The sequence below is a fragment of the Phycicoccus sp. Soil802 genome (assembly GCF_001429605.1).
GTDB lineage: Bacteria > Actinomycetota > Actinomycetes > Actinomycetales > Dermatophilaceae > Pedococcus.
The window spans coordinates 26,571-41,109 of sequence record NZ_LMSS01000006.1 but is presented as its reverse complement, the minus strand read 5'-3'; the positions used below and the strand labels follow the sequence as shown (position 1 = coordinate 41,109).

The following is a 14,539-nucleotide window of genomic DNA, read 5'->3' as shown; positions in this document are numbered from 1 at the left end:
GACGGGCCGTCCTCGGGTCACTCCACCTTGCGCAGGCCCGGGCGGAGCAGGGCCGAGAAGCCGACCTGGGCCAGCATCAGCACCGTCAGCGTCCCCCAGACCGCGGTGAACCCGCCGGTGAGGTCGCGCAGCGCTCCCATGCTCGCGGGACCGAACGACGCGATCGTGTAGCTGAACAGGAACGCCATCCCGGCCAGCCGCGCGCTGGCGGCGGGGGAGCCGGCGTAGTCGACCATCAGGACGAGGCCCAGCGCGAACGACGCGCCCTGGCCGAACCCCAGGACCGTCGCCCACACCCAGGGCGCACCGTGCGGAGCCAGCCACAGACCCGCCTGGCCGAGGAGCCCGAGCACCGACGCCGAGAGCAGCAGCACGCGCCGGTCGTGGATGCGGTCGGTGAGCGCCGGGGCCAGGAGCCCGGAGACCAGCTGTGCGGCGGTGAAGACGGACAGCAGGTAGCCCGCGTCGGTCGGGTCCCAGCCGCGGGCGGTGTAGGACGGGGCGAGCCAGGCCAGCGTGGAGTAGAACTCCACCGACTGGATGGCGAGGTAGCCGGCGACCAGCCAGGCCGTCGCGTGCCGCCAGGGGAGCCGGGCGGGGGCGACGACGGTCGGGTTCGCGGCACGGTGCCGCGCGTGCCCCGTCAGGACCGGCACCCAGGCGAGGACGCCCACCACCGCGAGCAGCGACCAGGACGCGAGCGAGGCCTGCCATGAGCCCAGCCAGCCCTCCAGCGGCACCGACAACGCCGACGAGGCACCGGCCCCGCCCATCATCGCCAGCATGTAGAGACCGGTGACCAGCCCCGCGCGCTGGGGTGGGAAGAGCTCCTTGACCAGGCCGGGAAGCAGCGTGCCGCCGATGGCGATACCGACCCCGGCGAGGAACGTCCCGGCATACAAGGGCCACGTGGCGCCGCCCGCGAGACGGAGGCCGAGCCCCACCGCGACGCACACGATCGACAGCTCGACCGAGGCCGCGGCACCCAGCCGCGCGGCGATCCGCTGCGCACTGGGGGCGAACAGTCCCATGCACAGCACCGGCAGCGTGGTGAGCGCGCCTAGGGCGGTGTTGGACAGCCCCAGGTCGTCGGCGATGGTCTCGGTGAGCGGCGGCACGCTGGCCATCGCGGTGCGCAGGTTGGCGGCGACGGCGACGAGCGCGAGCGCCATCAGCCAGACGGGAGGAAGGTGGGGGTGGCGGCGAGTGGACATCCCCGCCAGTCTCGCAGCCGCGCTCAGTCGTCCTGCGGGCCGGTGGTCATCGACTCGGGCACCATGTCGCGTGCCTCGTCCAGCGGCATACCCGTGAGCATGAGCAGGTCGACGACCATCGACCGGATCTGGGCGCGCATCACCTCACCGGACAGCCCAGCCGACGGGTCGATCACCGCGCTGGCCTCACCGATCCGCTGCAGGCCCACCCGCGCGTTGGTGGGCAGCCGTCGTTCGCCGAGCTCGCGGGCGATGTCCTCGCAGGTCTCGGCCAGTGCGTCGAGCAACCGCAGGTATGCCGTGGGGACCGCCTCCTCGCGCCAGGTCGCGATCGCGGCCCGGCGGACCAGGACCCGTAGGTTGCGGATGGCGCGGTCGAGCGGTTCGAGGAGGTCGGCGATGGCCTGCACGCCCGGGAGGTGACGGCGCCGGAACGGCGACAGCCGCACGACCGCGATGCCCTCGGCGGACAGCGCCCGCGCCTCATCGAGCATGGCCTCGGAGTCCCGGGCGCGGGACAGGGTGGCCGAGGCGAGGTCGGAGTCGCCGGTGCGCAACGAGCGCGCGGTGTCGGCGAGGATCGCGCCGATCTCGTGGACGACGAGGGAGGCCTGCTGACGCGGCCGGCGCAGGGGAGCGGCGGGGGCCACGAGCGTGAAGGCCAGCGCCACGCAGCCGCCCACGACGGCGTCGAGCCAGCGGGTGAACGCCTGCCCCGAGCCGGCGACCAGGGTCGTGACGATCACCGACTGCACGCCGGCCTGGGTGATGAGCAGCATGCCCGCGCCGAGCAGGGCAGCCACGCTCATCGACAGCACGACCACCACGATGATCTGCCAGAACCCCGACCCGAAGAAGTGCACGAAGACATCGCCGACGAAGACCCCCACCGCGACCCCGAGCATCACCTCGGTGACCCTGCGCAGCCGCTGGCCGAAGGACATGCCGAGCGAGATCATCGCCGTGACGGGGGCGAAGAACGGCCGGTCGTGCTGGAGCACGTCGCTGGCCACCCACCACGCGGTGGCCGCGCCGAGGCCGCACTGCACGATGAAGAACATCCGGCTGACCAGCCGGTCGGTGCGCACCCGCGCCTCACGGCGCGAGCGTCGCGCCGCGCGGGCGAGGTCGACGGTGGACACGTCAGCCGTTCTGCGCGTAGGCGGCCTCGAGCAGCGGCCCGAGCGAGCGCAGGTCGTCCTCGTCCGCGTCGGAGGAGAGGTGCAGCCAGTGGGTCGCCTGCGCGAATCCCTTGGCCGGCGAGAGCCGTTCGTCGTCGGGCACGGCACCGCGGAACCGGAAGCCCACGCGCACGGTGTCACGGGGGCCGGGAGCCACCGCCACGAACTGGGTGCGGCGGACCACCGGGATGTAGGTGCCGCGGCCCTCGCGGTGGGCGTCGTCGCCGAGTCCCTCCGCGAGCGTGACGATGGCGTCGTGGATCGGGCGCAGGTGCGCCTTCGCGTCTGCGTAGAGCGCATCGGTGTAGCCGTCGGGGTCGGGTCGCTTCCACCCCGCAGCCGTGGCGGCCGCGTCGGCGATGGCCCACTGGGAGTTCTGTGGCACCCCGTGCACGTCACGCAGCCAGGCCCGCACGGCCCGCTGGTCCAGCGCGTCGACCCCCGACCCGTCGACCAGCACGACCCACTCGTCGAGCGTGTGACCGGTGCGGGCCTGCATCGACTCGGTGACCGCGGCCATCATGTCTGCGGGTTCCATGGCCCCGATTATGTCTGCCGCATGCCCAGCCCGCCCTCCTCCCCACCTGACCTCAGCTTTATCGGGTCAAGCAGGAAGGTTGACCCTCACTCGACTTTCGAAGTGGGGTGAAGGTCAACCTTCTCCCTAGACCCGATAAAGCTGGGGCGCGTGACGGGCTAGCGGCGGTCGTGGGTCGTGTCGAGGAAGAGGTCGGCGCGTTCCCAGGTGCGGTCGGCCTCGTAGAGCCGGCGTTCCTGGGTGGACCAGCGGTCCCAGAACGGCGCGTAGCCGGGGTCGCGCGCCAGCCCTCGGGCCCGGCGCACCGACTCCTCGGCCTCCACCCAGACCAGCACCGAGGCGGCCTTGCCGGCGGGCAGCGCCCCGGCGCCGCAGCCTTCGAGGACGACGACCTCCGAGGACGGCAGCTGCACCCACTCGGCATACCGGCCGGCCGCCCAGTCCCACCGGCGGTACCGGGCGGGCAGGCCCTCGGTGAGCGGGCCCACGACCCACTCCTGGGCGCGGTGGGTGCCGGCCCGCAGGCCGTCCCAGCCCGGGTAGAGGTCGTCCATGTGCACGGTCGGGGCGGCCAGGTCGGCGGCGACGTCGTTGGCCAGCGTGGTCTTGCCGGCACCGCTCGGACCGTCGATGCAGACCAGGTGCGTCGTGCCACAGAGCGGCCGGCTGCCGTCGACGAGCGCGACGATTGTCGCCACCACCGCTCTCTGGTCGACAGGCATGGTCGCTCTCTGGTCGACGGGCATGGGCTCCAGACTAGATCGCTAGGCTCGCCGCGTGAGTGTTGCGACCCGCGTCATCCCCTGCCTCGACGTCGATGCCGGGCGCGTCGTCAAGGGGGTCAACTTCCTGAACCTGCGCGACGCGGGTGACCCGGTCGAACTCGCCAAGCTGTACGGCGAGCAGGGCGCGGACGAGCTGACCTTCCTCGACGTGACGGCCAGCAGCGGCAACCGCGAGACGACCTACGACATCGTCGGCCGGACCGCCGAGCAGGTCTTCATCCCGCTGACCGTGGGCGGGGGAGTCCGCACGGTGGACGACGTCGACCGGCTCCTGCGGGCGGGGGCCGACAAGGTGGGCGTCAACACCGCCGCGATCGCCCGACCCGAGCTGATCGCCGAGGTGGCGGACCGGTTCGGCTCGCAGGTGCTCGTGCTCTCGGCGGACGTGCGGCGGCGGGTCGACGACGCGGGCCACCGCAGCGGGGGCTTCGAGGTCACCACCCACGGCGGCCGACAGGGCACCGGGCTCGACGCGGTCGAGTGGTGCGCCCGTGCCGCTGAGCTGGGGGCCGGCGAGATCCTGCTGAACTCGATGGACGCCGACGGCACCAAGGACGGCTTCGACGTCGAGCTGATCGAGCTGGTGCGCCGCGAGGTGCGGATCCCGCTGATCGCCAGTGGGGGCGCCGGTCGGGTCGAGCACTTCGCCCCGGCGGTCCGAGCCGGCGCGGACGCGGTGCTGGCGGCGAGCGTCTTCCACTTCGGTGAGCTCACGATCGGTGACGTCAAGGACGCACTGCGGCAGGACGGCATACCGGTCCGCTGAGGACCCAGCCGCTCACTCATGCAAAGGGTGAGTTGGCGCCGAGCCGGCCACGGCTGAGTCGCGGGAACGCGGCTAGTCGAGCACCTCGAGGAGCACCGACACGGGGTCCTCCTCCTCGATGGACTCGGCCACGCGCACGGCCTTCTTGACGGGGAGGACGTAGCGGCCGTCGTCGCCGGGGAAGACCGAGGTCGTCCACGTCGTCGCGCCGACCGTGACCCGCACCCGCACCGACCCGAACCCACGGCCGGGAGGCGGTCGCTCGCTGACCACCTCGCTGGCCTCCTCGTCGAGGGTCACGAAGTACCAGGAGTCGCGGGCGCCCCACTCCCACAACGGGGCGGTGAACTCGACCTGTTCTCCCACGGCTCCTCCTGCCTCGTGCCCGCTGTTGCCAGGAATCCGCCGGTTCAGGACAACCCGAGCGGTGCGTCCCAGAGGGCCTGGACGGCCTCGTCGCTGCCGGTCACCTGGAGGTCGGCCACGCGACGGCGACCGTAGGCGGCGAGGACGAGCTCGGTCGCCTCCCCGCGCAGGGTCACGGTGCCGAGCTCGGTCTCGCCCCGGACGGTGAGCGACTTGCCGTCGGTCCGCTCGAGCACCACCCCGACCGGGCTGCGGCGGAAGAACAGCTTGCCCATCCGCTTGAGGGTCTTCCACAGGGCCTTCTGCTCACGGAGCGGCACCTCGCGTCGAGGGCCGACCTGGCCGTCCCCACGCAGGACGTCCTCGTGGTGGATGAAGAACTCCACGAAGTTGACGGCGTCGTCGACCGAGGCCAGCTGGGTCGGCGCCCACGACGGGGGTCCCGAGCGGACCAGGTCGACCAGCTCGGGCCACGGTTTCGCGGCGTAGTCGGCCTGCCCGTCCTCGAGCCGCCCGGCCAGCGGCGGGATCCAGATCCCGGGCGCGAGGTCGGGGCGACGCTCGCGGACGACGAGGTGCGCCGCGAGGTCGGCCGTCGTCCAGGGTGAGCACAGCGTGGGTGCGTCGGGGCCGACCGCCTCGAAGGTGTCGCAGAGGGATTCGCGCTCGGTCCGGGCGAGGTGGGTCATGACGTCATCATGCCTGCCCCGTGAGAGGGTTGGGATTCCCCACCCAGCTCTCGGAGGTCAGCAGTGTCGCTCGACGCGTCAGCCGATGCTGCGCCGTCGCTGAAGCGCAGCCTGCAGATCGTGTGGGTGGGGGTGCGGCGCGAGCCACGCTGGTTCGCGTTCGCCGTCGCGGGGAGCGCTCTCTACGGCGTGATGACGGTGTTGACCGCCTGGGCGATCGGCAAGGTCACCCGCGAGCAGGTGCAGCCGGCCGTGGCTGCCGGGCACGCGACCGCAGCCCAGCTGTGGACCATCTTCGGCTGGATCGCAGGCGTCGTCGTCATCAACGTCGTGGGCGTCGTGATCCGGCGCATCGCGGCCGGCTACACGATGTACAACGTGGCCGCCGGTTTCCGTCGCGAGGTGACCAGGCAGTACCTGCGGCTCCCGCTCGCGTGGCACCACCGGCACCCGTCCGGGCAGCTGCTCTCCAACGCCAACGCCGACGTCGAGGCGACCTGGAACGTCTTCGCGCCGCTGCCGATGGCCATCGGCGTGATCATCATGCTGGTGGCCGGCATCGTGCAGATGGTGCTCGTCGACCCGGTCATGGCGATCATCGGCCTGACCGTCTTCCCGCTGCTGTTCCTCGCCAACATGGTCTTCCAGCGGGCGATGTCGCCTCGGGTCTCGCGCGCCCAGCAGCTGCGCGCCGAGGTCAGCGAGGTCGCCCACGAGAGCTTCGAGGCCGCGCTCATCGTGAAGTCGATGGGTCGCGAGCAGCAGGAGTCCGACCGGTTCGAGGAGGTGACCCGACGGTTGCAGGCGGCCAACGTCGAAGTGGGCCGCACCCGGGGCACCTTCGACCCCGTCATCGAGTCGATCCCCACCCTCGGCACGCTCGCGGTGCTCGCCGTCGGGGCGCACCAGGTCGCGAACGGCGCCCTCACGCCCGCCGCCGTCGTCCAGGTCGCCTACCTCATCTCGGTGCTGGCCTTCCCGGTGCGCGCGCTGGGCTGGGTGCTCGGCGAGCTGCCGCGCACCGTCGTCGGCTGGGACCGCGTCGACGCCGTTCTCAAGGCGCGCGGCGAGCTGGCCTTCGGGTCCGAGGAGCTCGAGCCGCGTGGGGCGTCGCACGCCCGCCTCGACCGGGTCGACTACTCCTACGACATCGTCGACGAGCACGGTGAGGAGTCGACGTTCCAGGCGATCCACGGGGTCTCGCTCGAGGTCGAGGCCGGTTCCACGGTGGCCCTCGTCGGACCCACCGGCTCGGGCAAGACCACCCTGACCAACCTCACGCTGCGCCTCGTCGACCCGCACCACGGCCGGGTGACCCTCGACGGGCTCGACCTGCGCGAGGTCGCCCGCGGCGGGGTGTCGGCGGTGGCCGCGCTGGTGCCGCAGCAGACCTTCATGTTCGACGACACCGTGAGCGGCAACGTCACGCTGGGCGGCTACTACACCGACGAGGAGGTCTGGCAGGCGCTCGAGGTCGCCCAGGCCACCGGCTTCGTGACCGACCTGCCGCTCGGCATCGAGACCCGGGTCGGGGAGCGTGGCACGTCGTTGTCGGGTGGGCAGAGGCAGCGGATCGCGCTGGCCCGCGCCGTGATCCGCGGTCCACGGCTGCTGGTCCTCGACGACGCCACGAGCGCCGTGGACCCGGCTGTGGAGCAGGCGATCCTCGCCGGGCTGCGCAAGACCAGTGCCGGCACCTCGGTGCTCGTCGTGGCCTACCGCATGTCGACGATCACCCTCGCCGACCAGATCGTCTACGTCGAAGGTGGGCGCGTCGTCGACCACGGCACCCACCAGGAGCTCGAGCAGCGGTGTGTCGGCTACCAGCGGCTGGTCACGGCCTACGCGCGTGAGGCCGCCGAGCGGGCTGCTGTCGCCGCGGACGAGGAGGTGGACGCGTGAGCACCTCCATCGACGCCACCTCGTCACTGGGCACCGTCGCCACCCTGAAGCGCGGCCTCGACCTGTCGCCCGAGCTGCGCCGCGGCCTGGGCGTCACCCTCGGCCTCGCCGCCGTGACCACCGTCGGCCGGATCGTCGTGCCCTTCGTGGTCCAGCAGACGACCGACCACGGCCTGCTCGGCAAGGACGGTCCGGACCCCGGCCTCGTGACCCGTTACGTGCTCTTCGCACTGATCGCCGTGGCCATCACCGCCGCGAGTGCGTATGCCGTGAACGTGCGCCTCTTCCGCTCCTCCGAGGCGGGACTGGCATCGTTGCGGCTCAAGGCCTTCCGCCACATCCACGACCTGTCGATGCTCACCCAGAACACCGAGCGGCGCGGTTCTATGGTCAGCCGTGTCACGTCTGACGTCGACACGATCAGCCAGTTCGTCCAGTTCGGCGGCATCATCCTGGTGCTCAGCCTCGGGCAGATCGCGGTCGCCACGGGGCTGATGCTCTTCTACAGCCCGTTGCTCACCGGCGTGGTGTGGCTCTGCTTCGTGCCGCTGCTGTTCGTGATCCGCCGGTTCCAGGCCATCGTCGGCCGGGCCTACACGATCGTCCGCGAGCGGGTCGGCGACCTGCTGGCCGCCGTGTCGGAGTCGGTCGTGGGCGCGGCCACGATCCGCGCCTACGGCGTCGAGGAGCGCACGGCCACCCGCATCGACGCGGCCATCGAGGCGCACCGCGCGGCCTCGATCAGGGCGCAGGTGCGCTCCGTCGTGGCCTTCTCCTCCGGTCAGCTCGTCGCCGGCCTGACGCTCGCGGTGGTCCTGGTCGTCGGCACCATCCAGGCCAGCGGTGGCCACCTCACGCTGGGCAAGCTGCTGGCGTTCCTCTTCCTCGTCAACCTGTTCACCCAGCCGGTGCAGCAGGCCACCGAGATCCTCAACGAGCTCCAGAATGCCGTGGCCGGCTGGCGTCGGGTGATCGGCGTGATCGACACCCCGGCTGACGTGGCCGACCCGGGTGACGACGGCCAGACGTTGCCGCGTGGACCGATCACCGTCGACTTCGACGCCGTGTCGTTCGCCTACCCCGGTGGGGACACCGTCCTGCACGACGTGAACCTGTCGATCGCGCCACGGTCGCGGGTCGCGATCGTGGGGGAGACCGGGTCGGGCAAGTCCACCCTGGCCAAGCTGCTGACCCGGCTGATGGACCCCACCGAGGGCACCGTCCACATCGACGGGGTCGACCTGCGCCACGTGCGCTTCTCCTCCCTGCGCGAGCGCGTCGTGCTCGTGCCGCAGGAGGGCTTCCTCTTCGACGCGACGCTGCGCGAGAACGTCCGATTCGGTCGCCCCGACGCCACCGACGAGGACGTGCGCCTGGCCATCACCGAGCTCGGTCTCGACGCCTGGCTGGCCGGGCTCCCACAGGGCCTCGCGACCGAGGTCGGCCAGCGCGGCGAGTCGCTGTCGGCGGGGGAGCGCCAGCTGGTCGCCCTGGCCCGCGCCTACCTCGCCGACCCCGACCTGCTGGTCCTCGACGAGGCGACCTCCGCGGTGGACCCCTCGACGGAGGTCCGCCTCCAGCGGGCCCTCGAGGGCCTCACCCGCGGTCGCACCTCGATCGCCATCGCGCACCGGCTCTCCACCGCCGAGGCCGCCGACGAGGTCGTCGTCGTCGACCGTGGCCGGATCGTCGAGCGCGGACCGCACCGCGACCTGGTCCGCCAGGACGGGGTGTATGCCGCGCTGCACGCTTCGTGGGCAGCCCAGCAACGCGGCTAGCGAGTCTCGGAACTCGAACGAACGATGAACATCGCCGTGCCCCAGCCTGCAGGCGTGGAGGTCCGACACCTCCGTGCGGCGACGACTGGCTCCCGCAGACTATGGCGGGGGTGGAGGCGCAGGAGCATCCTGACCTCATGGCAGAGAGCTCGTTGGCTGCGCCGACGCCCTCCGGGAGCGTGGCCGTCCCCCTGACCGGATTCGCCGTCGGCGCGGTCGTCGCCGTGCTCGTCGGGGTGTTCGGCAGGGTGCACGACCCGACCCTGGCGGGCACCACGACCCTCGGCTTCCGGACGGTGCTGGCCATGAAGGTGGTCGCCACCGTCGCCATCGGGGTCATCGCCGTGCTCCAGCTCCTCGGTGCGCTGGTGCTCTACGGCAAGCTGGGTGTGAAGGCGCCTGCGTGGCTCGGGACCGCCCACCGGGTCTCGGGCTCGATCGGCGTCGTGCTCATCGTCTTCGTCGCCTACCACTGCCTCTGGGCCCTCGGCCTGGAGTACGGGACGTTGCCCGACGGAGAGCCCGTGTCCGCGCGAACGCTTTTGCACGGCATACTCGGCTGCCTGGTGATCGGCGCCCTGGTGACCAAGGTGGTCGCGGTGCGGTCGAGGCGCGCGCCCGGGTGGTTCCTCCCCGTGGCGGGTGGGCTGCTCTTCACGCTGCTCATGGCAGCGGTGCTGACCTCGGCGGTCTGGTACCTCGGCGCCAAGGGTTGGCCGGCCAGCGGTTACTGACTCTGTGGCAACGGCGGGCGAGGCGTCGGCGCCTGACCACGACGGTGGCGCCTGCGCGATGAGTTCGGGTGGGCCGCCCAGTCAGTTGTGGTGGCGCGCTCGAGCGCGTCGTGCCCCGCGAGGAGGATGACCGACATGACGAGACCGTTCCGGTTCGGGGTAGTGGCCCCGGTGCTCACCGACCTGCCGACCTGGCGGGACCGGGTGCGCCACATCGCTGACCTGGGCTACTCGACCCTGCTCATGCCCGACGTCCCGCTCTGGCAGCCCGCCCCTGCTCCGACCCTCGCCCTTGCTGCCGCGGTCGCACCGGACCTTCGGGTCGGGACCTGGGTGTATGCCGCGCCGTTCCGTCCGGCGTGGAGCCTCGCCTGGGAGGCGCATTCGCTCACGACGCTCACCGAGGGACGCTTCGAGCTGGGCCTCGGCACCGGCCGGCCCGGTATCGAGGACGAGCTGCGCGAGCGTGGCATGCCGGTCACCTCGCCGGGGCGGCGGCTGGGCGAGGTGCGCGAGGCGGTGTCCCAGCTCCGCGAGCTGGACGGACCCGAGGTCCACACGCCCGTGGTGATGGCGGTCCGTGGACCGAAGGCGCAGGCCCTGGCGAGCGAGGTCGCGGACACGGTCACCTTCGTCCTGCGACCGACTGACACTCGCGACGAGGTGGCCGAGCTCGCCCGCGGCTTCACGTCCACCCGCGACGTCGAGCTGGCCCTCCACGTGCCGGTCGTCGGTGACGGGATCGCGGCCTTCATGGCGTCGGCGCGCGAGATCGACCCGGCCGCGCTGCACGAGGCGGACTCGATGCTCGTCCTCCCGGACGATCCAGCCGCGGCCATCGAGGAGGTCCAGCGACGACGTGAGGAGCTGGGGTTCTCGTACGTCGTGATCGGGGCCGACTTCGCCGAGGTGATGGCCCCCGTGGTGGCCGCTCTGGCGGGCCGGTAGCACGCGCTGTTGCTACGGTTCCCTCGATCAGTGCCGACCGGCATACGAGGGGAATGCGATGCAGCTGGACGACGAGGTGGGCCACGCCGCTGAGCCCACAGCGGTGGCGGCAGAGGCGCGCCCCGCGGGTGGCGCAGCGCGCTTCCTCGCACCCCGTGACCGCACGAGGCTGGTCCTGGCCAGCGCGCTCATGCTGTTCGTGGAGCTGGCGCTGATCCGGTGGACCTCGTCCAACAACCTCTACCTCGTCCACATGACCAACTTCGTCCTGCTGGCGAGCTTCCTCGGCATCGGGATGGGCTTCCTGCGCGCCAGGGCCACCCGCGACCTGTTCCCGCTGGCGCCGGTCCTCCTCGCCACGCTGGTGGGCTTCGTCCTCGCGTTCCCCGTCCGGACGGGGACGGGACGCGGCGGCCGGTGGGAGCTGGTGGGGTCCTTCGACTGGCCGCCGCTGCCGCGCTGGCTCAGCCTGACCGTCATCTTCGTCCTCACGGTGGGGACGCTGATGGCGCTGGCACAGGAGGTCGCCCGGACCTTCGCACGGTTCGAACCGCTGGAGGCCTACCGGCTCGACGTGATGGGGAGCCTGACCGGCATCGCCTGCTTCGCGGCACTGTCGTTCCTGCGGCTGCCTCCGCTCGGCTGGGGACTGGTCGGGGTCGCTGTCTTCGTCGTCCTCCTCGGCCGTCGGACGCGGTTGCTGCGCCACGGGCCGGCCATCGCCCTCGCGGCCCTCGTCCTGATGCTCGGTGCCGAGTCTGTTGTGGGCAGCTTCCAGTGGTCGCCGTACTACAAGATCCACACCACCCAGCTGGCCGGCGGGCTCTTCCGGGTCGAGGTCAACAACACCCCGCTCCAGACCGCGCTCCCGGTGGCCGACATCCGGCGCGACTCGCCGTTCTACCTCTACCCGTACACCTACGCGGGCTCGCACGACGACGTGCTCGTCATCGGGGCGGGCACCGGCAACGACGTGGCGGTGGCCCTGGCCCAGGGCGCCAAGCGCGTCGACGCGGTCGAGATCGACCCCGCGATCATGCAGCTCGGCCGCGACCACCACCCGGACCGTCCCTTCGCCGATCCGCGGGTGACCACCCACGTCGACGACGGACGGGCGTTCATGGAGCGCACCGACCGCCGCTACGACCTGATCCTGCTCGCGCTGCCTGACTCGGCGACGATCGTCACCGGCCAGTCCGCGCTGCGGCTGGAGAACTACCTCTTCACCACCCAGGCGCTGACGCAGGCCCGCTCGCTGCTCAAGCCCGACGGCACGTTCGCCATGTACAACTACTACGAGCCATGGCTGCTGGACCGCTACGCCAACACCGTGCGCACCGTCTACGACGCTGCCCCGTGCGTGCAGCTCGGCCCGAGCTACGGACCGCGGCAGCAGGCGGTGCTGACGCTCCGCAAGGACGCCAGCACCGGTGGCTGCACGACGACGTGGTCCCCGCGGACCGCCGCCCTCGAGCCGTCCGTCGACGACCGACCGTTCCCCTACCTCGGCTCCCGCACCATCCCGTCGTTCTACCTCTGGATGCTCGGGCTCGTGCTGCTGGCCTCGGTCGTGGGGGTCCGCACTGTCGCGGGTCCGCTGCGGACCATGCGTCCCTACGTCGACCTGTTCTTCATGGGCGCGGCGTTCCTGTTGCTGGAGACCAAGAACGTCGTCCAGTTCGCGCTGCTCTTCGGCACCACCTGGGCAGTGAATGCGGCGGTCTTCGCCGGGGTGCTCCTCAGCGTCCTCGCCGCGATCGAGGTGGCGCGACGCGTCACCATCCGTCGCCCCATCCTGCTGTATGCCGCGTTGCTGGCGGCGCTCGCGGCCGCCTGGCTGATCCCGCAGGACGCCTTGCTGGACCTGTCCCTGGTGCCGCGGTTCCTGGCCGGGGTGACCATCGCCTTCGCCCCGATCTTCATCGCCAACCTGCTGTTTGCCGTGCGGTTCAAGGGCGCTGGCTCCAGCACCGTCGCCTTCGGAGCCAACCTCCTCGGCGCCATGGTGGGTGGGGCACTGGAGTACCTCGCGCTCATCTTCGGCTTCAACGCGCTGCTGATCGTGGTGGCGGTCCTCTACGGGGCCGCACTGCTGACCGGCCGTAAGCACCTCGTCGCCAGCCGCGCCTGACGGGTACTCGCAGACGAGGCGCAGGGGTGACCGCCTGCCCCTTGTCACGGAGGGGCCCGGCTGGGACCGTGGGGCATCGCGGGTGCTGGATCCTGCCGCTGTGTGACGCCTGCGTGCTGGCTGGCCGACCCTGAGGGTGTCCCGTGTTCGCTCACCGACTTCGAAGAACCACCGTCGTTGCCGTCGTCTCCGCGGGGCTGGTGCTGGTGCCAGCCCTGCCGGCTCGGGCCGCGGATGCCACCATCACGGTGCCGCAACCCGGCAAGTTCTCCACGCAGGACCCGTTCCCGGTCGAGGGCACCTGTCCCGAGGGAAGCCGGACCGCCACCGTGGCCGTGACCAGCGACGACGTGGAGGTCGCGCAGACCGCAACCGATGTGGCTGACGACCTCGGCTTCGCCACGGTGCTCGACATCTCGAAGGCGCTGACGGGCACGGGCAGGGTGACGCTGGCCTGCTTCGCCTACAGCGACCAGGCGCCTCTCGGTACTGCCGAGGTGGAGGTCCTTCTCTTCGGCCCCGACACTGCTGACTACGAGGTGCAGGTCTCGGTGTCGCCGCGCTCCGTGCCCCTCGGAGGAGTCGTCACCGTGTCGGCGACCTGCGATCCGGGGACTGAGATGTCGGTGGTCTACCTGCAGGTCCAGTTCGAGGCGTCCTTCCCCGGTGACGGGTTCATCTTCAGGCAGGCGACCGTGAGACCGCGTCCGAACGGGGACGTGACCGTCAGGCTGCCGATCAGCGCAGATCACGCACGCGGCTTCACCGACCCGGAGGTCGGCCCAGCCCTCGTGGTGCTCGTGTGTGGTGATCCCGAAGCGCAACAACCCGTGCGCGACGGCTACGGCGAGACCGAGTTCACCATCACGGCGGCGGCCGCACCTCGTCCGGCGTTGAGTCCGACCCAGGGCCCGGAGCTGGCCAACACCGGGTCAGCGCCTTCTGGGCTCGTCGGCCTCGCGCTGCTCCTGCTTGGCACCGGCTTGGCCTGCGAGCTGCTCGGCAGGCGTCGGCCGACGGAGGCGAGCCGATGAGCCCGGACGACGGTCGGCGTGGTCGGCCACGAGTCGAGGAGCTGGTCCAACGGGCCAGGATCGAGCTGCGGGACTGGACCGACGCCAACGAGCACGATCCGGGCGTAGCGCTGCTGGAGCTGCTCGCGTACGTCGGCGACCTGCTCAGCAGCTACTCCGAGCAGATCGGGTCCGAGGCGTACCTGGGCAGCGAGCGGCGGAGGTATGGGGTGCACCGGGCCACCGTGGTCGACAACGCGGACCCACTCGGGCGCAGTCGGCTCTTCGTCCGCGTGCCCGACGTGAGCGGGGACGAGTCGGTGTGGGCTGCGGCCTGCCTTCCCGCCACAGGTACCAATGTCGTCCCCGCCATCGGCGCCGACGTCTGGGTCGCGTTCGAGGCGGGTGACGCGACACGGCCGGTCTGGCTGGGGGAGGGCGTCAGCGCCTGAAGCCGACGGGGGGCGCCCGGGGGTGAGGGGCCGCCGGTCCCG

At 71.6% G+C, this 14,539-nt stretch carries 14 protein-coding genes; 8 read left to right on the top strand and 6 right to left on the bottom strand.

All coding sequences use genetic code 11. The annotated features are described in order from the left end of the window. Positions 1–17: 17 nt before the first annotated feature. The 4 genes from ASG91_RS14205 to ASG91_RS14190 all read right to left on the bottom strand — a co-directional run bounded on the left by ASG91_RS14205 (position 18) and on the right by ASG91_RS14190 (position 3,655). On the bottom strand, positions 18–1,214 hold the full coding sequence (locus tag ASG91_RS14205; RefSeq protein WP_235545639.1) for a CynX/NimT family MFS transporter: 1,197 nt from the start codon (positions 1,212–1,214) through the stop codon (positions 18–20). Between the two features lie 23 nt (positions 1,215–1,237). Then, on the bottom strand, positions 1,238–2,356 hold the full coding sequence (locus ASG91_RS14200) for an aromatic acid exporter family protein (protein WP_056923321.1): 1,119 nt from the start codon (positions 2,354–2,356) through the stop codon (positions 1,238–1,240). Position 2,357: 1 nt separating this feature from the next. Next, positions 2,358–2,933, bottom strand: a complete 576-nt coding sequence (locus tag ASG91_RS14195; protein ID WP_056923320.1) for a DUF5655 domain-containing protein — start codon at positions 2,931–2,933, stop codon at positions 2,358–2,360. Between the two features lie 158 nt (positions 2,934–3,091). Then, entirely contained in the window at positions 3,092–3,655 is a 564-nt protein-coding gene (locus ASG91_RS14190; protein WP_056923756.1) for a hypothetical protein, read from the bottom strand. A gap of 55 nt (positions 3,656–3,710) precedes the next feature. Here ASG91_RS14190 and hisF point away from each other — a divergent pair, with 55 nt between their 5' ends. Beyond that, positions 3,711–4,484: an imidazole glycerol phosphate synthase subunit HisF gene (hisF, locus tag ASG91_RS14185; protein WP_056923319.1), complete on the top strand. Its 774-nt coding sequence runs from the start codon at positions 3,711–3,713 to the stop codon at positions 4,482–4,484. Between the two features lie 72 nt (positions 4,485–4,556). Here hisF and ASG91_RS14180 read toward each other — a convergent pair whose 3' ends face one another. Then, positions 4,557–4,850, bottom strand: a complete 294-nt coding sequence (locus tag ASG91_RS14180) for a DUF1905 domain-containing protein (RefSeq protein WP_056923318.1) — start codon at positions 4,848–4,850, stop codon at positions 4,557–4,559. Positions 4,851–4,894: 44 nt separating this feature from the next. Beyond that, positions 4,895–5,539 carry a TIGR03085 family metal-binding protein gene (locus ASG91_RS14175; RefSeq protein WP_056923317.1) on the bottom strand — a complete coding sequence of 215 codons (645 nt, stop codon included), beginning with the start codon at positions 5,537–5,539 and terminating at the stop codon, positions 4,895–4,897. A 63-nt stretch (positions 5,540–5,602) separates the two neighbouring features. Between ASG91_RS14175 and ASG91_RS14170 the strand changes: the two genes are divergently transcribed. From ASG91_RS14170 to ASG91_RS14140, 7 genes are all read left to right on the top strand, one after another. Then, a complete protein-coding gene (locus tag ASG91_RS14170; RefSeq protein ID WP_056923316.1) occupies positions 5,603–7,441 on the top strand; it encodes an ABC transporter ATP-binding protein in 1,839 nt (612 codons plus the stop codon). Beyond that, positions 7,438–9,219: an ABC transporter ATP-binding protein gene (locus ASG91_RS14165; protein ID WP_056923315.1), complete on the top strand. Its 1,782-nt coding sequence runs from the start codon at positions 7,438–7,440 to the stop codon at positions 9,217–9,219. Before ASG91_RS14170 ends, ASG91_RS14165 begins: the two co-directional genes overlap by 4 nt. A gap of 137 nt (positions 9,220–9,356) precedes the next feature. Beyond that, positions 9,357–9,953, top strand: a complete 597-nt coding sequence (locus tag ASG91_RS14160) for a DUF6529 family protein (protein ID WP_056923314.1) — start codon at positions 9,357–9,359, stop codon at positions 9,951–9,953. Positions 9,954–10,088: 135 nt separating this feature from the next. Further along, positions 10,089–10,901, top strand: a complete 813-nt coding sequence (locus tag ASG91_RS14155) for an LLM class flavin-dependent oxidoreductase (RefSeq protein ID WP_056923755.1) — start codon at positions 10,089–10,091, stop codon at positions 10,899–10,901. Positions 10,902–10,959: 58 nt separating this feature from the next. After that, entirely contained in the window at positions 10,960–13,032 is a 2,073-nt protein-coding gene (locus ASG91_RS14150; RefSeq protein ID WP_082594207.1) for a methyltransferase domain-containing protein, read from the top strand. A 143-nt stretch (positions 13,033–13,175) separates the two neighbouring features. Then, positions 13,176–14,066 carry a hypothetical protein gene (locus ASG91_RS14145; RefSeq protein WP_157606366.1) on the top strand — a complete coding sequence of 297 codons (891 nt, stop codon included), beginning with the start codon at positions 13,176–13,178 and terminating at the stop codon, positions 14,064–14,066. Beyond that, complete coding sequence (locus tag ASG91_RS14140; RefSeq protein ID WP_056923312.1) at positions 14,063–14,497, top strand: phage baseplate assembly protein V; 435 nt, start codon at positions 14,063–14,065, stop codon at positions 14,495–14,497. Before ASG91_RS14145 ends, ASG91_RS14140 begins: the two co-directional genes overlap by 4 nt. The last annotated feature ends 42 nt before the right edge of the window (positions 14,498–14,539 follow it).